The sequence below is a fragment of the Bradyrhizobium sp. USDA 4451 genome (assembly GCF_054822585.1).
On sequence record NZ_JBTRCH010000001.1, the window covers coordinates 3,499,150 to 3,522,737 of the forward strand.

At 63.3% G+C, this 23,588-nt stretch carries 4 protein-coding genes; 2 read left to right on the forward strand and 2 right to left on the reverse strand.

Annotation, left to right across the window (positions count from 1 at the left end):
* Window positions 1-3 precede the first annotated feature (3 nt).
* Together ACVMB0_RS16235 and ACVMB0_RS16240 are read right to left on the reverse strand one after the other, a co-directional pair.
* Entirely contained in the window at window positions 4-6,081 is a 6,078-nt protein-coding gene (locus ACVMB0_RS16235) for a hypothetical protein (RefSeq protein ID WP_461346927.1), read from the reverse strand.
* 2,115 nt (window positions 6,082-8,196) lie between these two features.
* Window positions 8,197-19,584 carry a translocation/assembly module TamB domain-containing protein gene (locus tag ACVMB0_RS16240; RefSeq protein ID WP_461346928.1) on the reverse strand — a complete coding sequence of 3,796 codons (11,388 nt, stop codon included), beginning with the start codon at window positions 19,582-19,584 and terminating at the stop codon, window positions 8,197-8,199.
* A 1,131-nt stretch (window positions 19,585-20,715) separates the two neighbouring features.
* On the opposite strand from ACVMB0_RS16240, the gene ACVMB0_RS16245 reads away from it, so the two are divergent.
* Window positions 20,716-21,219 carry a hypothetical protein gene (locus ACVMB0_RS16245; protein WP_461346929.1) on the forward strand — a complete coding sequence of 168 codons (504 nt, stop codon included), beginning with the start codon at window positions 20,716-20,718 and terminating at the stop codon, window positions 21,217-21,219.
* 732 nt (window positions 21,220-21,951) lie between these two features.
* Entirely contained in the window at window positions 21,952-23,535 is a 1,584-nt protein-coding gene (locus tag ACVMB0_RS16250; RefSeq protein ID WP_461346930.1) for an ABC transporter substrate-binding protein, read from the forward strand.
* Window positions 23,536-23,588 lie beyond the last annotated feature (53 nt).

The window sequence follows — 23,588 nt, forward strand, 5'->3', positions numbered from 1 at the left end:
GCCTCACAGAGGAACGGGCGACGTCTTGTGCGCTGTCAATTTGTGAATACTTCGCCTTCGTTTTGATGATGCTTTCCTACTTAGCCCGCCCGGCTGCCGTGGCTCCGGCGCGGGAATCAACGGCCAGTTTCCCAGGGTGTGTGGCGACACGAATTCCTGCATCGCGTCGGGCAGCTGCATTTGGCCGTTGCGGTCGGCCTTAACGAGATAGACCTCAACGAGAGAAGCGCTGTTCGGGGCCAGTTCGGCGATCGGACGAGCCATGTGCCAGAGCCACTGAGCGCGCCGACGCACCAGGCCTCCGCGCAAATCCTCGACCAGGTCGACGAAGTCGAGGCGGTCGGCGCGGGGCGACTGCGCGACTAGCGGCGCCTCGACGCGGTAGCCGCCCGCAAGCGCCGGGGTTCGTGCCAGCACCGCATAAAGGCTCTCGGGCGGGGCCAGCGTGGGCTTTTCCACGATGCGCAGCTGGAGCGGCGGGTGGGTCGTCGTCCTCAGGTAATCGATGATGCCGGGACTCGGCGCGGTCGCGGGATCAATCACCACGCTTATCTCGAGAAGGTCGCCCCACTCGAAGGCGACGGGCTGGTCCTTATCGTCATGCAACGCGCCGATCGCGAACGAATAAGCGCGCCCGGCCGCAATCGTTCCGGCCGGCCCCTTCGTGATGTCGCCAAAGTTCAACGTCACCGCGGGCTTGCCGCGCGGAATGCGGCGAAGCGTGACGAGAAAACGCACGTTTCCGAGATCGACCGCCTTCCAGTGGCCGTTCCCGTCACGTTTTTCGTTGCGTACGTCGAACATGAAGCCGACGCTCTCGGACGGGTGATACGGCTCGCGGTCCGCCGCCAACGCGATGGTCACCGGACCGCCCGCCGTTGGTGAGAAAGTTCTCCGGGTCTGAAAGGCGGTGGTGGTCGCGACCGCGTCATAGGCCGGGTCGGCGAATACCAGCGTCGTAGGAACGAGCGGCAGCGCCAGCCGGCTGCGTGAAACCACCGCTAGCGGCAGATCGAGTGCGACCGCGGGCCGATGCGCGCCTGACTTCATGCCGGTGTCGGGTTGATTCGCCAACGGCTTCGGCCAGTCTTTGGGCTGGGGCAGCGGCATCTTTGAATCGAGCGCGTCGTTTTCCACCGTTAGCGAAATGACGGCTGGGGCGCCCGGCGCGAGCACGGCCAGTGCCGCCTGCATCGCGGCTTGCTGCGTAGCGTCGAGGTCGATGGCGAAACTGCACAGGCCGCGCCGAAAGGTCCCCGCGCCAGTCCAATCGGAACTGAGACCGTCCCCAGTCACCTGAGCGATCGTGCCATAGACGAATCTTTGCCCGCCCACGGTAAGTCGCGCCGAGGCCGAGATCTGCGTCGATGAATCGTCAATCTTGCGCGTCAGCAGATACTTCCACACGAATTCGGCGGGCGGATACGGCGGCTGGGTCCCCGCCTCTGGGACACGCCAGACGATTTCGAAGGTGAGGGTCGCCTGTCCGTTCCAGATGTCGCTGACGACGCCGTTCGTTGCCGTCTCGGCGCCGATTGAAATGATCCACGGCTGATCATCCCGGTCGCTGCGCACCACGTTGACCGAGCCACGCACGAGTCGGCACATGCGGTCATATTCGCCGTCCCAGATGAAGGTCCGGCGATCGCGGTCGCGGTCACCGACGTTGGGTGGGATCGGCCCGGGCCGCGGCGTGCGCACCTGCCTCACGATGCTGCTGCCGTGTCCGCCGGCCGCGCCGAAGCGCGGCTCGAGCTCGTCAAGCACGTTGGTGTCGGGCTCGCGCGCGATCAGCGAGGTGCGGCGAGCGTAGACGATCCCGGCACGCTCCCCGAAGACACCCTCGCCGAAGCGCGTCGGCAGCATGGGAGCGAAGCCGACAAGCGGGCTAGTGCCTTCGGGCGGCGGTAGACCGACGCGCACGTCTCCGATGATGGCCTTGATGGCCTGCGGGGTTGGCACGCGCGCGCGGGGCGGATGCGGGGTGAGCCAATCGATCGGCGGCGTTGCGAGCGGCGGCGCATCGCTCGCGCCAGTCGGCTCTTTGACCGCGACCGGCGCGCGAAAGGCGGGAGTAGACCTGTCGGCGAGCCAGAGCACGTCCGCGACCGAGTCGAGCCCTGGACCAGTATTGTCGGCGGGTTGGGCCGAATAGGCGATGGCGGTGAACCGCGTCGCAATGCCGGCGACGCCGCTCGCCTTGGCGTTGCTTCCGTCGGCATTGTCGTCGCGGATCGGAGCGACGGCGCCGCGCGCAACGCCGGTATTCCAGACGCCGCCGAGCCCATCCATGGCGGCGCGCGGGGGCAGCGGCCAGCCGCGGCTGGCGGATTCGTACAGCCGATCCGAGGGCGGCCGCAGCGGGCGGCGGGCGACGAAAAGCTCTCGTCCGCGCAGCGCTTCAAGCGTTACCGGCGCCACGACATAGCTGCCGGGGTGGTGCGCATCGCCGTAACGCACCAGCGCAAAGGATGGCCGTGCCGCGAACGCGGCGCAGGTTGTCGCTATGGCAGCTTGAGCGCTCGGATCGAGCGCCGCGCCCGCGTTGTCGGCCAGGTTTTTGGCAAGCCAGTCGGGAAGATCCCCGCGGCGAAGGACAGTGCGGTCGCAGACAATGAGCTGGCCGGAAGCCGGCGCGGGCGGCCCGTTGCCGTTGTCGTCCTTCGCCGCCCCGACGCGAAGGAGGGCAACGGCGTAGCGGCGTTCGCTTTTTCCGTCTTCGTCCGTCCCAACGGGGATGGTGGGAACGAGCGAGATCGGATCGAGCGGCTGCAACGGGTTTTTTGGCACTTCCCCCCATAAAGCATTAAGAGCGAGCAACGCGCGCAGCCAGATCGGCTCGGTGCTTTTGTCCGCGCTGAAAATGTCCGGCTTGGCAAAATGCTGTTCGGCCGAGAACAGCCCGTCGAGATCGATCGCCGAGCCATCGGTACTCTTCGGCGCGAGCAGAGCCTCGAGCGATGCCGCATCGACCTGATGCAAAGGATCTACGGCGACGATGTCGCGCGCCGTCGGCGTCGGCGCCCGGGTGGTGGGCCAATCGAACCAGGCGATTTCGCTGGGTTCCGTGGTCGGGAGCGGTTGCTTAAACATCAGGGGGGGGCCGTCGATGGTCTTGCCGTCGACGCCGAATAGATCGGCGAAGAACGGCATTTCCAGCAGACGCCGCTGGTTCGGCAATGCGGTTTGCGGCGTGAACACGCCGATGTGCGAAGACGACACGACAAGCGCGTGGGCCGAGGAGACCACGGGGGCGTTGGATGATCTTCGGCGGACCTGGTAGGCGGCAAGGATTTTCTTCAAAAAGGCGGCGCCGTGCCGTCCGCGCAATCCGTAGCGCCTGCGGGCGAGCCCGGGATGAACCATGTAGGGGGCGTCCTGACTGCGACGGCGCGAGTTGTCCTGCTTCACGTAGCGCGTCGCCAGGACCGTCGGATCGTCGGCGGTCGAGGCCGCCTCGGCAACGATGCCGTCGAGATCTTCGATGGTGACGGCCTGAATACCCTTCCAGGTGAGCACGGCGCTTTCGCGGGTGATCTTGTGTTCGGCAAGGACATATGCGGTCCAGGGCTGTTTGAGCGAAACGACGTGGGATGCTTGATCGACGACCAGGTTTTTCGTGGGCACCGGGTGGTCGGCAAACACGAAGGACACGTCGTGCGCCGCCGTGCCCAATGGGGCGAAGGTGACGGTAATCCGGTCATTGCCGGCCGCTTGATTTCCACCCAACGGATCTTTCGGATCGACGTCGAACTCCGGCCACGCGATCCAGCTCGTCTTTGCGATCGTTCCGGAAAACCGCAAATCGGAAGTCCAGATAGCGGCAGGAGGCCCCTCGAGCGCGGGCGCCGGCTGCGTTGCATCCTCGTCTGCCGCGCGCTTTTCGATGACGTGGCGCAGGTGCAGGTCGTTGTTGTCCGCCTGCACTTCGCCATAGGCAGCCACCATGGTGAAGCGCGGGAGACCGCCGACCGGGCCGGTCGCTTGCAAATCTTGCGCCGACGGCTCGACGCTGAATGCCAGCGTGGCGCTCGCCGTGAAGCCGGTGAGCGGGAAACCCCGGAACAGTTGAGGCGGCTTTGCCGATCCGAAGATGAAGTCTTTGAAGCTCAAGGTGACGGCAGCGCGATCGTGGTCGAAATGAAGTTCCGGCGCGCGTGCCGCGGCCGTCGATGCGGCGACGTCGGACAGCCAAGCCGCGCCGAGCCAGTAGAAAGTTTGGTCTAACAACTTGAGCGCATACGGCTCGCTCGCGCCGGCGCTCACCGCGAGGTCGAAGTTGACCGTAATCTGAGGGATCTTCGGCCACAGATCGATCTGGGCGGCTTTGACATAGACCTCGGACGGCGTCGGCGTTGCAGTTACCTTGAGCGCGACCTCGTTCGCGCCGGGCGGAAGATCGAACCCATCGAGGCCGATACTCCATTGCGTCTGCAGGAACGGAAGCTCCAGGGCCGCCGACTTGAAGTGGATGCCATTCACGCCCGGCTGGCCTTTTTCATCCGGCGTGACATAGAGATAGCCGGTGGTTTGCCCGTCGGCGGCCGAGGCGTCCTTACCGAACACGCCGCGCGTCGCCGGGGTGCGGAGCACGCTAAGAATGCATTTCACGGGCCAGCAAAGCGGCTTGTCCGGACTCAACCCGGCGGTCGCCGAATAGCCGCTGATCTGCGCGATGACGAGGCCGGTCCCCCCAGTATCGGGCTGCAGTGTGAGCTCCACCAGATTTGTGAGCTCGGCGGAATCATACGGGGGGCAGGTGAGGTCGAGCCGGCAGACTAACTTCACGGATTGGATCGAAGAGCCCGGCTCGCCCTGATCGTCCGAAAGACTCACCTGGGCGAGCCGCAACGGCGTCAGGTGGAGGCCATAGAAAGGCAGCGCATCTCGCCAAAAACCCTGCTCGCTCCGGTGTCCCAACCGCCATTCGAATCCGGCAAACGGTAGCTGCTCGCGCAGCCAGTTTCGGGTCGCGTCGTCAAAATCGATACTCGGGTCGTAACCCGGCTGGTAGACCCAGCGGGCGTTGCGCCCGCCGGTTCTCGCGACCGGCAGGTCTCGAAACCAGAAGGCGAGAGACTCCCCAGCTGAGAGTGCGACGGTGTAGGATTTTCGCGCCGACACCAGCCGGCTAGGGCTGGGATCCACCCCGAGGACTTGGACCGTGCGGATCAGCAGCCCGCCGACCGCGCGCGGTGCCGACTCGGCGGCAAACCCGCGCGTGTCAACTGTCAGGCCGTTCGCATCGTAGGTGGCCGGACTCCAGCCGATCACCGGAATCGTGCCGTCGTCCGCAATTGTCAAATACTGCGCGTTGATCTTGAAACGCGCGCTCAATCCCAGCAGCGCCTTGGACCCGGATGCGTTGACTAACGGTCCGTTGACCGACGGTCCGACGGTGACTGCGCCGAGATCCGCGGCGTCACTGAATGACGCGGTCGTCTGCCAGACATAGGGCTGCACCAGATTGGCGACGTCAACATTGCGCTGCGCCAGCCTTCCCCAACCGAACGCATAGGAAGCTTGAACGCGCGAGAGGCTGTGGCGACCGCGTTGATCGTCCCAGAACTTCTTCAACGCGACCAGATCCAGCGCGGTTGTCACCGGCTTGGGCGGCGCGGGCGGCGGCGGCGGTTGTTCGGCCGGCGGCGGCTCCGCTGCCGCGACCGGCGGCGGCTCAGCCGTCGCAAAGGCCTCATCGAGCACCGCGATGTCGTAGCGGTAGGCAAAGCTTGCGTTATTCCACGAGGGCCCGAGCTGTTCTGCCGGTTGTGTTTCCACGCCGGCGACGCCGACCGGCGCGAAGGCGATGCCGAGGATCTGCTCCAGCGGATCGGGTGCGGCGGCGCGCGGCGCGCGAGCTCCCTTCGGGGTCACCGCCTGCACTCCCGACCATGGCCATCCCGCTAGTCTACTCAAGCGGCCGTAGCGGCCCGACGTTTCGACTAACGTGTTCCAGAAGGCGCCACCGGCGTGCCGCACCTGAAACAGCCGGCCGTCGGGGTCGAAGGGCTCGCACCGGTAAGGCGCGAGGTCGCGGCTTTCGAGCGGGCCGATATCTGAGCCCGAAGCGCGCGTCATCGGCATCTCCGCAATCAGCGGAATATTTGGATGACGCATCCACGCGATCGCGCGAAGGTCCTTCCACGTAGAAGTCGCGCTCGACAGGCCCCAAACCGCGGCAAGCTCGGCCGCGACTGGGGGGAACTCGTTCGGCCCGGCCCCGGGCGGGAATCCCGCCGATACGCCGTTGTAGCTGAGAGTCGGCGGCGAAGCTTGGCCGACGATTTTCAGGGTCAACGTGTCGTCGAGCGAGAAAACCAAGCCACCAACGTCGGGGGGCCGGAGCGCCGATATCGAAGGCGATGTCGACGAGGCTGCCCGGCCCGGCGCTCAGCTGCGGCAGCGCCTCCTGCGGCCCCGGCGCATCGGCGCTGATCCAGATGAGCCCGCGGCAGAACATTTGGGGCGCGTCGAAGATGATGTCGGCTTTCGACGGCGCGTAGGTGGCGGAGGCGTCAAGCGTCCAGGTGCCGCGGAACGCATCGGCGCGGTCGAGGGACACCGACCAGGGCGGGTCGCCGCCGCCGCCCCCGAGCGTCGGGATCGGCTCGGCCCCTTCCTGGCGATTGGAGAAGCGGGCAAAGCCGGTGAACGCTCCACCGCCCGTGTCGGACGGCAGCGAGGCGATGCGTTCGGCGTCGTCATCCGGGTCCGGCGGCGGCACGTTGGGCACGGGGAATTGCACCCATCCGCGCTCGACCGGCGTGAAGGCCCACAGCCACGGTGGCGCCGACGTCAACGGCGGCGTCGCGGTGGCGGGATCGAAGGGCATCATTCCGTAGAAATCCCGCAGGCGCTGGGCGAGATCGCGCGGCTGATAAGTCAGGGTCGGCGACACGATCGCGATGGTTTCTGTTTGTGTCTGTCCGTCATATTTGTATTCGACCCTGGGCGGCGCCGGCGCCACCGCGTGGCGCGTGGAATCCGGCCGCGACAGGCAAAATGCCCGCATGTCGATCTCGCTCGACCGGACCTCGAATTTCATCTGCAGGCATTGCGGTGCAAGCACCGCGACGCCGTCGGGGCGGCGCGTCCGTAAATTGGGCCCAGCAGCCGAGGAAAAAATAAATGTGAATGCGTCGGGCGAAAGATCGAGCAGGGTGTTGTCGGTCTCGAAAAAAAGTTTCTGAGCGTCGAGGCCGACCGCCCAGCGCAGCGTGGGTGTCTGCGCACCCGCGCGCCTCTCGATCGATGACCACTGCGCAGCGCCGGCGCCGGCGCTGACGAGGCGAACGGCGATCTGGTTCCAGGCCTGGGTGGCGTCGGCGTCCGCGACTTTCCTCAGGCAAAGCTGCGTCACGATTGTCGGGGAATTCTGGTCCCAAATGCCGATGCGCTCCTGGGTCAGCGAAAAGCGGCCCGCCACGAGGACCGGATCGGCCTGCCCGCTGGGCTTGGCAAACGGCAGCGTGAGGCTGCCGTCGAACTCGAATCCCAACGGCGTGAGATCGACGATGATGGACGTGGCGCCGCCGCTGACGTTCTGCTTGACCCCGAGGCCGCTGAATAGGTCGAACAGCGCATTGTTGTCGGGGATAGTGACGCTCACGCGGCCGTCGACGAGTCCGAGTACAGGCAGGCTTATCTCGTCGAGCGGTTGGAGAGGCCAGTCGGAAGAAGTTTTGTCATATCGACCGATCGGCGCAGCAACCACCTCTCGGCCGCCATCCGTGCTGAAGTAATCCGACGTCTCAGATTGCGACGATGCAACCGTCAGCTTGAAGTGAGCGCTGCCGTCAGCGCGCATCGCCACATGCAGCGCCGCCGGGGGCTCAAAGTCGACCGATTTTGAAATCGGAGGTGACGGAAATGGTCGCCGCTGCTTATACGTCACCTGAACAATGCTCTGGTCGACCGCAAGCGGTCGGACGGGAAAATTCTGTCCAATCGGGTCGCCCCTCTTCGCGTAGGGCGCGTCGATGACCACCGACCACAGATAGCGATCGGTAGCTTCGCCTTTTGCGTTAAGCACTGTCGGGCCAACGAGCGTGATGTTCGACAGTACCGAAGGTGCTGCGGCGACGGTGCGGCTCGCCGCAGGGGCGGCTTTTCGCGCGGGCGACGTTTTCTTCGTTCGGGATCGCCCTGGTCGCCGCTTGCCCGCCTTCTTGGCCATCGTCCGCTCCCTCTGCCTTATGCCGTTGCGGGCATCTGTACCTGCTGAGGTGCCGCGATTCCCCGCAACGCCCTCAGCCGCACCGACGTGTAGCCGTCGAACAGCTGCTGAATGGCCAGCTGATTGAGCGCCGCGGTGACGCCGCCGGCGCCTCCTGCGGACAAATGCCCCGCGACCCACGTCCTGACAGCCGCGAGATCGCTGCTCAACGGCATGGCCCTGAGAGTCAACTGCATGGTGTTGTCTGGATCGGATGGCATGGCCGGATCGATCACGAGCGGCAACTGAACCGGAAGAGAATCCAGGACCAGGTCGAAGGATCCGGTCCAAACAATATCGTTCTTGGTGGGAAATACCGCATCAGGATCGGGCTTGGGCATTGCCAACTGTGCCGCGACCCTCGCCGCGAGATCGAGCGCAAAGGCGAGCAGGCGCTGCGCGTGGGGACGCTTGGCGTCATCGTGCAGCTGGGCGATGAGGGCGTCCAAGACGGCCTGCAGCTGCCGCAGTTGTGGCTCGCTGGTCGCCCGCGTGACGGTAAGTCGCCGCGTGCGGTCGAACCCGAGCCAGACCGGTCGCTGCCAGCCCGCTATTGCAGCGCCGTCCGATTGGGTAAGCGGCGGGGACAACGGGGTGCTGACGCCGGGCGCACCATCGAAATCCGCGCGCGCGCGGGCAGCGTGGTAAGCCGAAAATGCGCGCAGCAGTGGGCCGCGCACCTTACTCTTACTGTCCTGCGAATAGACTCCGAAGAGCAGGTGCCAGAGGCGGGCTGACAGATCGGGATCGAACTCAAGCGTGATGGGTTCGACTACTTGGGCCCCTGCACTGGCGGGCGGGTCTATTCGGACGCCGCACAACCAATTGCTGAACGTTCCGCTATAGCGATCACCTGCCCCGAGGAGCTTCGCCAAGTCGTCTTTGGTGATGTTTCTGAGATTGTCGAGCTGTGCCCGCAGGTCGCGCAAGCTTTGCCATAGGTCGCCCGGCCCTATCGCATTCACGTACGGGTCGACCTGCTGGAACAGCGAATTGGCGCGGGCTTTGAAGTTGACAAGATCGATCGCACTCCCCGATTTGCCGATGATAAAGACGCTCAACTGTCCGCGCGGCGCCACGGCCGACCAGTCGCGGAAGTCTTTCGGCACGACCGTGTGCCTCGTCATCGCGTCCTTAACCATCTGCCAGTCGCCGACGGAGAAATTGTCCTGCGTGAGCGTGCGCCTGGGTGCGACGCTGTCGGCCCAGTAGCGTTCGAAATCGGCCTGCGGCAGTGACCATATTGCCGGACTAGCCCCATTGTTCGCGGGCTTCAGCGTGGCGAGGGTGTCGGTGCCCGGCACTTTGAACCGCGTTCCGCGCGCGCGGCCGGCGAAGGGCGTCGTGTTAGGTATGCCCTCGCCGTGCAGCGCAGTGATTTCGATCTCAAGTTCCTCGGCCGAGGTCGCGGTTCCGCGCTGGCGGTCGGCTTGCTGTACGAGGGATATTTGATAGGCGACCTCGGGATCGGGGAGATCGGCGACCGTCCCGTCCTGCATGATCCAGGTGGCGACGGCGTCCTGCTCCGCCACGTCGCGGTAGCGCGCGAGCGGGACGTTGAAGCGCACCCGCTTGCCACCATCGACCTGCACGACCTGCCAGGAGAACGCGTCCAGCGTCACGCGGGTGAGGTCGTAATAGAAATCCTGCTGCACCACGGCGCTGATCGAAGAGACGACATCGCCCGAGGCGGCGTGCGCGAGCGCGTAGACCCGGTAGAAATGCGGCAGCGCATCCATGTGCAGCACGCGCGCGCCCCGCCACAGGGTTGGATAATGAACGACGAGGTCGCGCAACGTCTTGTTATCGATCGTCGGCGCGTGCCTGACCTCGGGAAGCTTCTGCCCGTCGATTGGCGGGAATAGCTTTGCCAAATCGGGGGCGCTCAGGCTCAGCCGGCCCGGCCAATCCGCATGAACGTATTGGCGCAGGAACCCGAGGCGGAGCCCGAGGAAGTCGAGCTTCGCCAGGACGTTCCGGTTGGAGACAGTGATCGCCTGCTCGCCGTGACGCGCGAGCACCAGCTCCCAGATCTTGCCGGGACGTTGTGTGTTCTGCGCATCCTTTTGATCAAGACGGGTCGTGCCCATGATGACGGGCGCAACGAGCCGCTCGGTGCGCGGCGTGACCGCTATGTCGAAATCTGCGAAGGGGGGATCCGCCGACGGCGCGGCCGGCACGGCCGTGGACGGTGGGCGAACCGCGTCGCGAACGACGTCGCCATCCTGGCGCGGGGTCATCCATCCGGTCGCCTCGATCAGCTGGGCGTAGCGGCCGAACGGCCGCACCGCCAACGCGCGGTTCTGCGCCCAGCGATCCTGGTGGAGCAGGATCGTCTCGACGCGGCCGTCGGTGCCGGCGGCGAGACACATTGGATTGGCGGGGGCAAACTCGGCGATCGCAAAGGGAACTCCGCTGTCGGCGGTTTGTCCGGCGGCGGGCCCTGCGCGGACTATTGGGCCGACCGGATCGGCCGCGTGCTCGATGAAGCGCGCGGTCCACGGTAAATAGGCAGCCAACAAACTTTGGAGCCGGTCTTTGGTTGCCCGCGTAACGTCGAGTGGCACGTCCACCTTGTCGAAGCGTCGGCTCATCCACCAAGCGAACATCTTCCACCGCCGCTGGAAGTCGTGGGCGGTTGGGTTGCTCGAAGGGGGCGAGGCGCTCGATGCGAGCAGCTTGATCCAGGTGTCTACATTCAGCGCATGGAACCGTTGGTAGAGGCTGCCGGCATCCGGGATGCTGCCGGGCGGCTCGGAATTTGCAACGAATCGGAAGCCCGGGCCCGCGACCGTGACCTTGACGCCCTTGCTCTCGTTGGCCGGGTCGAAATCCTTCGGATAGCGGATGACAAACGCAATCTCATCTTTCTGTGGTAACCGGTCGAGCGTGAACGAGGCCGTCGTCTGATCGCCGGACAGCTCCAGGGCCGCCCCGAAGCCCGCATCGGTAATCGTCACCGCGCTCGTGCTGTCGAGGAGTTGGAACGTGACCGCAATCGGCCCGATCACCGACGTGGCGGACGCGATTGCCTGGTAAGTGCCGTAGGTCCAGCCAAGCTTGATCCCGGGCCGCAATTCGACCTGCACCAGGCTCAGCCCGACGCCCGTCAGCGCGAAGGTCGAGGCGTCCGTCGGGTTGTTGGGCTCGTCGGGCGAGGCGAGCACGGTTGCGCCGTGCGGTTTGACCATCACGTCGACGATCGGCAGGCCGAACTTGTCCCACTCCGGGTATTCCGCTTGGATAACGGTCAGTGCCGCGTCGACGTTGCGGGCCAAAGCCGCCGGCGCAAGGAATATTTGTTCGTCGTTATCGTAGAGCCGCAACGGGACCGCCAAGCCCAGCTTCTGTAGCACGCCCCAGCCGTAGGGATCATTACTCTCACTGCTGTCCGATAAGTAGCCGTCGACGTCTTTCGACGGGATCGGCGGCTCCGGCCCGATCTGAACGGTGTAGCGCCGGTAGACCAGTGGGGTTGGGCCGCCAGTGTCGGCAATGAAATACGAAAGGTCGGCCACCAACTCTTCCAGCACCGGATGGAGCCGGCCGTCGAATTTCAACGGGGTACTCGTCCTCGTCAGCAGCTTCGCGTTTCCATCACGAACCTCAATAACGAGGTCGTAGTTCGACAGCTCGGCCAGGAATGCCTTCTTTTGCGCCGGCATCGCGTCGTACAACCATTCACGCACGTCCTGTCCATCGAGTTTAACGGTGGAATCGCCTTTGAGCGTCCGCAACAATCCCCGGACTTGGCCGACGGTGAACGTGGCCGCGGCGAGCGACGTGCAGACCGCCGCCGGCCCCTGTGGCGACATATCGATTTTCACGCTAACCTTCAGCCGCTCGTCCGGGGAAGCGCCGCTGAGTATCAGCAAATTTTTATCGGGGAACGGCGCGACTGGCTTGTCCGCCTGTGGCCGCCGCAGCACCGATGCCCGGATTGTGACAGGCAGGCCCTTGGCGAAGACTTGCGTGATCGCCTGCTCGTCGGGAACCGGCACGAGTCGGCGCCGGATCGTCCACAGCGGCCAGGCGGCATAGGATTCGGCGGCCGAATACCAAGGACGCCGGGCGGGCACGTCGGCGGCGGAAGACCCATTGCGCCCGCGGAACGTGCGCCAGCTCTCGCTCGGATAGAATGTGCGCCACTTCTTGAGGTCGCGGGTGTTGGGAGGGGTGAGAGCGGCAACATCGGCCGGGATAAGCTGCACCCGCCCCACTTTCCGGCCGCGATTTGCCCAGGTCGACACCGCTGTCCAGCTCTCCTCCGGCGGCACCTCGGCAAGATCGACGGCGAAAATGTCGTAGCCGGCGGTGGGGGGCGAGTCGGCGGGCGCGGCGGGTACGCTCGGCATGACGTTCCAGCGCACGCGCGTCGCTACCTGCCGGTCCGGATCGCGAATGGAGTAAAGGGCGTGGGACGAATTGTTTATGAACGTCCCCAGCGACGCGTTCGGCCGGGGCATCAGCCAGTGCACGAACCCGCTGACCGCGCGGATGTCGTCGCGGGTGGCGGCGGGTAAGTCCTTGAGCAGCGGCCATTCGAACCGCTGCGGCCGCGACACTTGGTATTGCGGCGGCGGGTCGGCGGCGGGCGACCCGTCGGGATTGGGCGGCGGTTTCGGCAACCACTTCTGCAGGCGCAACTCGAAGTCGACGGCAACGCGTGCCGATACGAGCTCTGCCTTGCTCTTTTTATTGACGACGACGGTTTCGAGGAAAAAACGACAGGAGCGCGGTGAACCGGATGCGCCCCGCAGGGCGTCAAAAAAGGTCGTCACTTGACCATCGGCAAACGGCTTGAATACCGGCCGATAGTTCTTGCCCCAATTCCATGTTGCGTCCTCAATGGTCGAGGTGGACGCCAGCCGCAACAAAGGCGCGTCTTCTGCAGGGTCGCCCAGCCCTAAAATCAGATACTTATCCTTTGCTGAGGGCTGCGCTTGATCTGCCTGCTGTTGCCAATCGCTCAGCCGGTCCCAATGGAAGTCGGCGCGATAATCAAAGTTGAAGGAGACCTCCCGCGCCGTTTTCGCGATCGTGGAGTCCTGCCCCGCGGCTCCCGGTGCCACGGGCCGATCGGTGAGCTCATCCCCGCCGTAGTTGCCGACCGGAAGAACCTCCTCCCATTGCACCACCAGCCGGTAACGCCGCGTCCAGCCCTCTTTTCCTGCGACCGTCCAGTGGCCATCGTCGATGTTGATGAAGGCGAGCACGTTCGGCCGCGGCGGCGTCATCGAAGCTCGGTCGAATTGAAACACAAGGTGAGCATTGGCCGGGCGAATCGGCGCATACGGCCGTTTGACGGCCACTTCGAACGAGCGCGCCTCGCCTTGGCTCCCGGCGAGATCGATGGGCGTGACCGTGTAGTCGACTGTGACCTCGGCGTAACTGCCGACGCGCACTTCCCAAGCCTCGAGCGCCTGTTGTGCATCGTCCGGCGATGAGGCCGGGAGCAGCGCCCGGCGCCACGTCGCGTCGAGGTCGCTCAGGTCGTCGGCGAAGCGCCAGGGCCCGCGCATAATCAGATGCGCAGTTGGGTCCTTTCCGAGATCGCGGCCGAGCGTGTGGCAATGCCGCGACGTGATGATCGCCGGCGTCTCCTCGTGGCCTCGGATGGTCCGCTCGACCCGATAGTATTGTAGCTGTCCATCGAGATCGCTGTTGTGCCCGTCAGCAGAAGTGAGCTCCCAGTCCATCTTGATGGCGTCGGGAAAAACCTCGGTGTACGGCGGCGTGATAGCGACCCGGCGAGACGGACTCGCAAATTGCTTGTCCGGTCCGTTAAACACCGCGAGCGCGGAATTCCGTTGCTTGGGGTCGCGGGGTTCGGCGATGCGCTTGGTGATCGTCGCCGATTGCTCGCCAAATGCGCCACCCTTCTCAAGCTCGCTCTTGTGGATCAGGAACACCAGGCCGAGATCGGTCACATGGATACGGCCCTGCGGCGGAGTCGGATCTGCAGCAAATTTCGAAAAGTCGTCGAAGAATCTCACGAACAAATAGGAACGCGCCTCATGGGCGAGATCATCGGCGGCAACGGCCATGGCCTCGCGATCCTGCTGGCGATTGCGAAGATTCGCAGTCAGCTCGTCTCCCGAGAATTTTCGCAAATCCTCCCAAGCATATTTTCTTGCTAGGGGCTCGCCGATGTCCTGCGCAGATTCGATGTTTACAGGATTGCCGTTTTGGTCGCGGAGAAGTATCTGCGGCTTGTCTTCGGGGAACAGGAAACATCGCCGGAAATATTCGTCGAGCGTTACCCCCTGTAGTGGCGCAACACGCGATTTGTCGGGATTGTCAAAGCTTAAGGTGTCCGTTGCGTCGTAGCGCACGAGAGTATCGAGGATGGTCGTACCGGCACTCACCTTGCTCCAGCCTTGTGCTGGCACAAACCGCCATAGCGTGTCATCGCTGGGTGCTTTTGTGAACTTGATCTCGTGGTCGAAGATTCTGGCAGATTCGGAGGCTGTCAGCGGCGCGGCGTAGAACGTGCAGAAGTTTGGATCGGCCGCCATATGGGAGTTAGACAGCTCCGGCTCCTCCGGGACCACCCAAGCGAAGTACCAGTCCTCCGGCTTGTGGGTGTTGTCGAACCCCGCCGGCAATTTGGTAGCGCGCTGAAGCAGAACGTTGAAGTCGCTCGACTTGCAGCTGCTAACCGGGTTGCCGATTGCGAGGGAACCCCGGAACGACTCCAATTCAAGCCCGAACGCCGCGAGGCGCCCCAGCGATGCACCGCCCTTCGCGCCCGTGCGCTTGGCCTCATCCTCGGTGGCCTGGTCGCCCGCCTGGGTTGAGATCATACGCGAAGGGTCGGGCGTGTCGGCGGTCAGGCCGAGCGCCATGTAGCGCTGAACGCGCTGGCGCGCCCATACGAGCTGGCTGTTGTTCACAGTCATGCCGACGCGCACCGAAAGGCCGCGGCCGAACGCCTGGATCGAGACGTAGCAGGTGACTTGCGCCCCCACGCCGCGGGTGTCGATCACCAGCTCGGCTGCCACGGAGATCTGCAGCGAGAAGGAAAAACCGACGCTGAGCGAAATGGTGTGTCCGAGTACCTTGAAGCGCAGCCAGGCCTCGACGCGGAAACCGATGCCGATGTCGATGCTGATGTAGCCATAGAACATCGTATCGGAGAAATCGCGGATGCCGAGCACGGCAATGAGCTTCGCCGCAACGTAAGCGTTTAGGTCGGCCGACGCGGCCGCGCCGAACGAGTCGCCGCCGACCTGACCGGAGATGCTCATCGACACATCGGCCGCAACGTTGAAGCCTTGCAGCACCTCCGCCTCGGTGACGCGGAACACCGCGCCGCCGCTGCACACGGCCTTGAGCGGCCCCTGCTCCATGTGCCAGCGGAGCTGGTTCGACCAGCCGAGTTCGAAATGAAACAGCCCTGGCTTGATGAAGAGGGTAGCGGAAGATTGAACGCTCGTGAGCGCGCTCTTGGCCACGTCGGGCAGAGCCGGATGCTTGCCGATGTAACCGTTGGGATCGGTGAGCGCGCGCGCGAGAAATTCGCTGCGCGGGGCGGAAATGAACATGTAGCCACGCAACAGCGGATTATCGCGAACTTCCGAATTCGGAGGTGAGTCCTGATACTCGTCGTAATTGACCGACAGCCACGCCCTGACCGTCATCATCAAGGTGAAATCGCTACGGAGAGCAGCGACGATGTCGAACAACAATGGGTTGGGCAGCTCTTTTTCCGCCTCGTCGTCGTAGTCCTCCATCTCCGAGGCGCTTTCCAAGGAAATCATGGCTCGCAGGGCGAGCGTCAGGCGGGCGGGATCCGATTCAGCATCTGGCGCCCATGCCGCATAGCTCGACAGCTCGCCTTGGCGTTTTGACGCCTCGTCGAGCACCTTGATGAGGTCGGCGATGCTGTCGATCGTGTCGATCGCCTTGATGCTGGCTAACGTGTACCGATAGCCGAAGCCGAATCCGACCTCGCGAATGTAGAGCGCGCCGATCGGCGTCTCGATCGGGTAGCTCAGCTTGTTGGCCTGGAGATAAAGGAAAAACGCCTTGCGGCGGTCGCCTCCGCCCACGTCGACCTCGAGAAAGCCCATGGAAGCGGCCATGTCGGCAAAACCGTCGATCGCCACGCGTCCCTGGCCGAGAAAACCATAGGCCTTGATCTGATCCGGCAGCGGCGACTTGATGATCAACTCCGGCATCTTGCCGTCCACAGCGGCGACCCCGCCTGACAGACGCCCCGCGCCGCTGAGCCGGATGTCGATGATCAGTCCTTCCGCGCGCACCCGCGGCATGATCTGGCCGGCCGCCGGCGGCCCGATGTAAATCGCGTGGAAATCGATGCTGGTCTGGACGATGTCGCCCATGTCGGTGAAGCGAATCTGACCCGACAGGCTGAGCGCCGGATCGCCATCAAACAGGTCGCTGGCCGGATAGAAGCCGATCCCGCGCAGCTCGAATTCGAACAGATTGAACAGGGGGAACTTCTTGCGTGGCGAAATCGGCACCTGGATGGAAATGTGCCGCGCAAGCACGCGCAGGTCGCCCGTCAGCGGCGCTTGATCGAGATCGATCCTGATCGTCTTCAGGTACTGAAGCAGCCCGTCGGTGTGCTCGCCGACGTTGGGCCTGAACTCCGCCGAGCCGGTGAGCAGGAAATAAAAATGGTATCCGCCGTCGCGCACAAAGCTAAAGCCGAGCTTCGTGATGGTAAAATGGAAGCGAGTGCCCTCGCACTTTATGGGTTCACCGCTCTTGTCGAGCTCGGCATGGGCCGAGGCGATCTCGATGCTGCCGTCGGACGCCGCTTGGAGTGTAATGACGATGTTCGCCTTGGCGTCGCCGACAAGCTCCGGCGGCAGACGTCCACTGCCGGCGAGGCGCGCCGCGGCAAGCCGGCTGCCTACGATCTGCAGCTCGCCGCCACTGAACTGGAACGCGGTGCCGACGCCGTTGAGCACCACCGGTTGGGGCGAGATGGTGGCGCGCAGATCGAGTCCAGAACGCGAGACGGCGAAGGTTTGCGCTGCGAACACGAGGCCGCGGCCGTCAGAGGAGACGTCGGGAAAATCGATCTCGAGGTCAGCGCCGTCGGCGAGCGCCAGCCGCGTGTCGCCGTCAACAAACGACAATTTCAGGAGCGACTTGTCGTGAGCCGGGGTGAGTACCCATCGCAGCCCGAGGGCATCCTGCACGATCGGGTCGGTACTGTCGGCGTATATGATCAGGGTGTTGCCACCCGTGATGCGCAGTGCCAGCGTCTTGAGGTCGAAGACCGCGTCGAGCTGGATTTTCGTCTGGACTCCGGCCGCCTTGACGTAGATGACGAGAGGTATCTTCACCGTGCCATCGACTTCGATGGACGGCGTGAAGCTTTGCGACTGATCAATCCAGACGACCTGGCCGATCTTGTCCTGCAGGGCTTTGAGAAAGCTGGTGGAGCCAGTCCCTTCCCCGCTGTCGCCCTTGGAAAGGAATGGCAGGACGGTGGGGTTGAAATTCACCTTCAAGGCGACGTCGCCCGACAGAATGGGCGCAAGCGTCAATGTATCGAAGGTGACAATTTTCAACGACGTGCCACTCTGTGGCGGCGTTATCGTTACTAACGGCTTTCCCGTCGCCTTCTGAAAAAAGACGCCCCGCCCTGCGGACACGCCGGCGAGAACCACGCCGACGTACTGCAGACCGGGCAACGTGATGTCCACTCCGATCAGCGGGTCCGTCGGGCGGCCCCCGTTGTTGGGATCCGCCGTCCGCACGGCTTCGACCTGGTCCCCGCGCGCGAACCAGAGGTCGGTCGACAACGTCGCGAGCTTCGGTTTCGTGGGGTCCGCGAGCACCGCGATCAGATAGGCACCACCCGGATTGCCGAAGTCGAATAGGACGGCGGGCCGCCAACCGGCGTAAATCGTGGCGCGAAGTCCGAGGGCGTCGATTATCTTATTGTCACTGCCGTCGATGCGGCCGGCCGGCGTAACGATGATCTGGCGCAGCTGCCACGTCGCGGGATCGACGTGCACCTCGATCGCCACGTCGGGAATCGCCATGGGATTGCTTGCCCGTAGCGCGGCAATCGCATCGGCGAGCTTGCGCAGGATCGCGCCGGCGAGCTTGGCAATCCCGGCGAGCGCGTTCGACACCACCGCCCCGGCCGCGCCGATGCCGCGCCCGGCCGCGCCAGCAAGGCGCGCCAGGGCGTCGAGCAGCGGACCCGGGTCGGGGGCGTTCGTGCTGCTGCTCGATGCCACCACGACGAACCGCCAGGCGTCGGCGAGCGCATCGGCAAGGCCGTCCGCCGCCTTCTCGACGAGTGACAAGGGGTAAGGCTCGAGCAGGCGCAGGTTGCTAAAGGACGGCTTCCCATCCGCGACGGCGATACTGCCGGCAACGGCGATGACGGCGCCCGGATCGTCGACCGCCTCCAACGCGATGCGCGGGAATTCGACCACGACGTTCCACCGCGGCGTGCCGCCGATCGTGTACTTGGGGCTGATCTTGATGTCATCCCAGGCCAGACGCAGGTTTCCGTATTGGACGGCTCCCTTAGGGACAATGATGGGCTGAGTTTGAAGGGTGCCGTGAACGATGATGTGGCCGCCAGTTCCACTGGCGTCGAAGTTGGTGATGACGAGTTGCGGGCTGCCAGAGCCAAACGTGATATTGAGCGTCGTCGCCGGGGAGGCATTCCAGTCGGTCAAAGCCAGATTGCCGCCGACGGTCGAGATATGGACCGTGAGGGAAATGGGCGGCGTTGCCGTGACCGTCGCCTGCCCGTTGAGGCGGTCAAGCCACGCCGGCAGATTGACCTGAAAGTTCGAGCTTGGCACAAGCCGAGACCAGTCCAAGTCGGGAAAGTTGATCCGCGGCAGCGCGACCGGCAGGTCGGCGATCTTGAGCAACAGCTCCTGGACCGATGCCGTCAATCGGACGCGAGCGCCCGCATCGAGGTTCACTGTGGAGCCGAACGCCGTTATTTGAAAGGTGGCGCCCGCTGTGATTTCGATCGAGCCGTCCTGCAACGGCTGATTTCTCAAAAGCTCATCAATTCGAAAGGTCGCGTCAATGGCGAGGATTTGGCTCCCCGCAATCTGGCCAAGCCCAAAGAATGTCGACTCCACCGAAATTGAAACGCGCGTCAGTGACGCTAAAAAAGTCCGCATCAAGTCGACGGCCGCGCCACTTAAGTCGTCCCAGCGACGAAGCCTCGGTGGGGTAACGGTCGTATCGATTAGCGCCGCATCGATCGGCAGAGTTTTTGCAAACGTGAAGCTGTGCTGCGGCCCTTGACCAGCCAGCACTAGACCGGAGACGATGGATTTGCCAGGGTCGTAGTTGAAGGATGCCTTGCAGCCACCAAAAACTTGCCCAATTTCCACGAGCGGCACGGCAACCCCCAGAGTTACCGCGTATGAGTAATTATCTCACGCGCAAATTACCTTTGGCTCCACCGAAACGGCGGGCGTTCGCATAAAAGTAGTCATTTATCCCATCACACTTTCGAATTGAACGCAACGATCCTTTCAAGGTCGGCTAAAAAATCTGTCGTAGTGGAGCGACCTCATCGCCGTGTCGGGGAAGACCTCTGCAAGCGCGTGCGATGGAGCGGGAAAACTGGATCCGCAGGCAGATAGCACGGCTCAATTAAGATTGGCATGACCGCAGCGACCCGACGCGCCATCACCATGCCACGATCAAACCAGCACGGCTTCATCGATCGGGATGAGCAGATCTTCGTCCGCTGTCCCTCAGAATAATCCGCGATCGACGCATGCCTAGCGGTCACCACTTATACGAATATTGATCCCAATCTCCATACCAACCCGTTCCGTAGTACTTCCAGGTGCCCGAATCTATGATGACGACGTGGCCTCCTGGGTACCCATTGTGCTGAAATACTGCCCATATGCCAGTATCGCGTGCGACGGCTCCTCCGGTGTCGGTGGCTTTTGATTTGAACCAACACTCCATGTCCTTGGCTCGGATCGGTCTTTTCGCGTCGGTTTCGCAACGAGCATTGATGCAATCGTTGGCGCTTCTTAGGTCGCTGAAGCCCGCTCGGATGAAGGCATCCGAAAGATAATGAGCACAATTATTTGTGTAAGCATCGCCTCCCGCACACGAGTTCGAAAATAATTTCGCTGCTCCTTCGATCGTTGTGCCGGCGGACAGGCTTTGCTGGTCGGCCGCGGTCCCGAGTTGAGGGTCTCCCGGCAGCAGACGAGGAGCGGGAGGAGCCATCCATTCCATTGCAACGTTAAGAGCAAGCTCACGACCTTCAACGTGCTCCAACGAACGCGTGCTTCGCCAAATGGTACCGCTGTTTCTGACCCAAACTCTCTGCCCCGAGCCGGTTACTTCTCTTTCCATTATGTCATCAACGCTGACCGAGTAGAACGTGTCAGGGCTGGAAACGACGAGCAGTCGATTGGGAAAATTGCGATCTGGCAAACGCCTGTGAGCTATTCGAGTTTTTGGTTTTTGTTGCGTGTGATCCTCGAAAGGTCGATGCAGAATCGTTGGCTGAGCTTGGAGCCGACAGGAAGCCGATTCACAATCTAATGGATCCTGCATTAGCGGAACGTGCCCGTCTGATGGATCCCATGGATCCTGGCCCGGAACGGAAAAAGCAATTCAAGGACGAAACAGACAAAATTCTCAAAGCTTGGAAAGCCGACCGAGCGAACATGAGCGCTTTCTGGAAGAAATTCTTCGGTGTTGGTCTCTTGGAAGCTGAAGGAAAGGCGCTAGAAAAGCCGCTGGAAAAGATTATCTCGAAGGCGTTGGAGGCCGCGCCGACAGCGGCTACCGCCACGACCGGAGCCTTAGCCGGGCTTGCTCTGCAAGGACCGCTACTTGCGTCGGGAGCTGGTGTTGGAATCGCTTTGGTCACCCACGCTGCGAAAACTTACGCTGAAATAGCGAATAGGGATGCGAAGAGCCCGTACCGCTATCTAACCCTGATGGAAGAGGCTGGAGTGCTTATCCGCGCAGAGGGGCGCGGTACGACGACGCCCGAATGAGATACCAGCGAGCAGCTAGGGTGCGAGTTCTCTGCAAGCGCTGCAGCAGCGTGCCGGCCTTCCCATTGGATCGCGGCCTCGACAATCCACGGTTCGAGTTCTACCCGTTCAGTCTCACGGTAGAGCTCGAGCTCCTTGGCCATACGCAGCGGCAAGCGCGTGTGTAGCCCAGGGCTCACGAACTGCCCTATGCATAAGATTGGATGAGATATCGTAGGTTTGGCTGGTGTGGGCAAAGGCGGTAGCGCTCCCCCGCTACCACCTTTCCCACCGACGCATTGCCGTGTGGGGATTGACGGTAGCGCCCTCCCGCTACCAATCATTCGATCCTTTCAGGTCAAACGGCAATCTCCTGCGGGTTCCGCGTGCCCGAACGGCAAGCGGTGGGGCCGGATCGCCATGATCGTTTCAGCCCGGCGGCGTCGAACGTCGCAGCCGCAAATGCCGGCCGGTCGGGCGCGGCACCATCAGGGACCAGCAAATCACCAGCTGCATCGGCTTTGTGCGTCGGCGCGCCCGACCGCCGATCAATGAACTGCATCTGTCGGAGGCGGATTGCGCGCCGAGGGGCAGTTTCAGGGCAGGTCTTGGACATCCCGCACGGGCGTCTGCCGCAAAATCGGTCAAAAGCCACACTCATCGGTCCAAAATTTCCGATAAATTCGGACTGGCACACCTCCTGCATGACCGTTTTGACCGATTCTCTGGTCATTGCAAAAAAGGGGAATGTCGATGCATCCGAAATTTGACCGCCGCCACTTTCTCAAGGGCACGGCGGGAGCCGCGGTGGCTGCGGGCTACACGCAGATCAATCCCGACTTCTTCATCCGGCAAGCCCATGCGCAGGCCGGCAAGACCATGACCTTCCTGTCGGCCGAGAACATCACCGGCAATTGGGATCCGACCGCCCACACGACGCTGTCGCAGAAGAACATCGAAGGCTTCGTGATGGGTTTCCTCACCCGCACGCCGATGAAGCTCGAGAACCCCGGTGAGGTGGTCTATGAGCTCGCCACCGACATCAAGTTGCTCGATCCCAATCGCCTGCAGATCAAGCTGCGGCAGGGCGTGGTCTTCCACGACGGCAAGCCGTTCAAGGCGGAGGACGTCAAGGCCACGTTCGAATACGGCTCAAAGCCCGATCGCCCGGCGCAATGGTATCCCGGCCCGTCCGACACGCTGAAGATCGAGACGCCCGACGACTACACTGTCATCGTCGACACGTCGAAGGGCGGCTATCCGGCGCATCTCTTCATGTTCCTCGCGGCGTTCCTGCCGATCATGTCGGCGAAGGATATCGCGGGCGGCCCGGGCGGCGTGCTGTCGCAGCGGCTCAATGGCACGGGTCCCTTCAAGTTTGTCGAGCAGCGCGGCAACGATACCGTGATGAAGGCCTTCGACGGCTACTTCAAGGGCAAGCCGGCGATCGCAGGCATCAATTTCACTTTTACCGGCGACTCCACGACGCGCATGCTGTCGTTGATGAACGGCCAGGCCTCGATCGTCGAGCGCCTCGAGCCCGAGCAGGTCGATACCGTCAAGGGCAATCCCAACATCCACATCAATCGCGTGGTGTCCGTCGAGAACAAATATCTCTGGTTCCGCTGCTCGAAGCCGCCCTTCAACGATCCGCGCATCCGGCTTGCCGCCTGTCATGCCATCAATCGCGACCTCATTCTCGAGGTGCTGGGCTCGGCGGGGCATGCGTCGTCCAACTTCGTGTCGCCGGTCAAGTTCGGCTACATCGATCTCGAGAACTATCCGAAGTTCGACCCGAAGAAGAGCCAGGCGTTGCTCGCCGAGGCCGGCTTTCCGAACGGCAAGGGCCTGCCGCCGCTTGAATACATCACCTCCGTGGGCTTCTATCCGAAGACCAAGGAGTATGGCGAGATCATCACCGCGATGCTCAACGAGCAGGGCTTCAATGTCAGCCTGACCGTGCTCGAGCCTGCCGCCTGGAACGAGCGGCTGTACCATCGCCCCGGTGGTGGCCCCGGCCACATGGTCGACTGCGGCTGGTCGACCGGCTCGCCCGAACCCGACCTGGTGCTCCGTACCCATTTCCATTCCTCCTCACATCGCATCTGCGGCATCGAGGATCCAGCGATCGATGCCAGCCTCGACAAGGAACGCAGCGCGCCGACGCTCGAGGAGCGCAAGAAGATCCTCCAGACCGAGACGATGCCCTTGCTGGCCTCGAAGATGCCGGCGCTCGCGCTGTTCACGTCGGTGATGATCCACGCGATGCAGAAGGATTTCGAAGGCCTGTACATCTATCCGGACGGATCAATGGATGCCTCCAGGCCCGTCGCCTGATCACGGATGCTCGCCGCGTGCCGCGCTTGGCCGGCACGCGGTACGGCATGTCT

Excerpts from the sequence above, each read along its gene's own strand:
- ACVMB0_RS16250 (WP_461346930.1), top strand. The coding sequence starts at position 21,952 with ATGCATCCGAAATTTGACCGCCGCCACTTTCTCAAGGGCACGGCGGGA.
- ACVMB0_RS16235 (WP_461346927.1), bottom strand. The coding sequence starts at position 6,081 with ATGACGCGCGCTTCGGGCTCAGATATCGGCCCGCTCGAAAGCCGCGAC.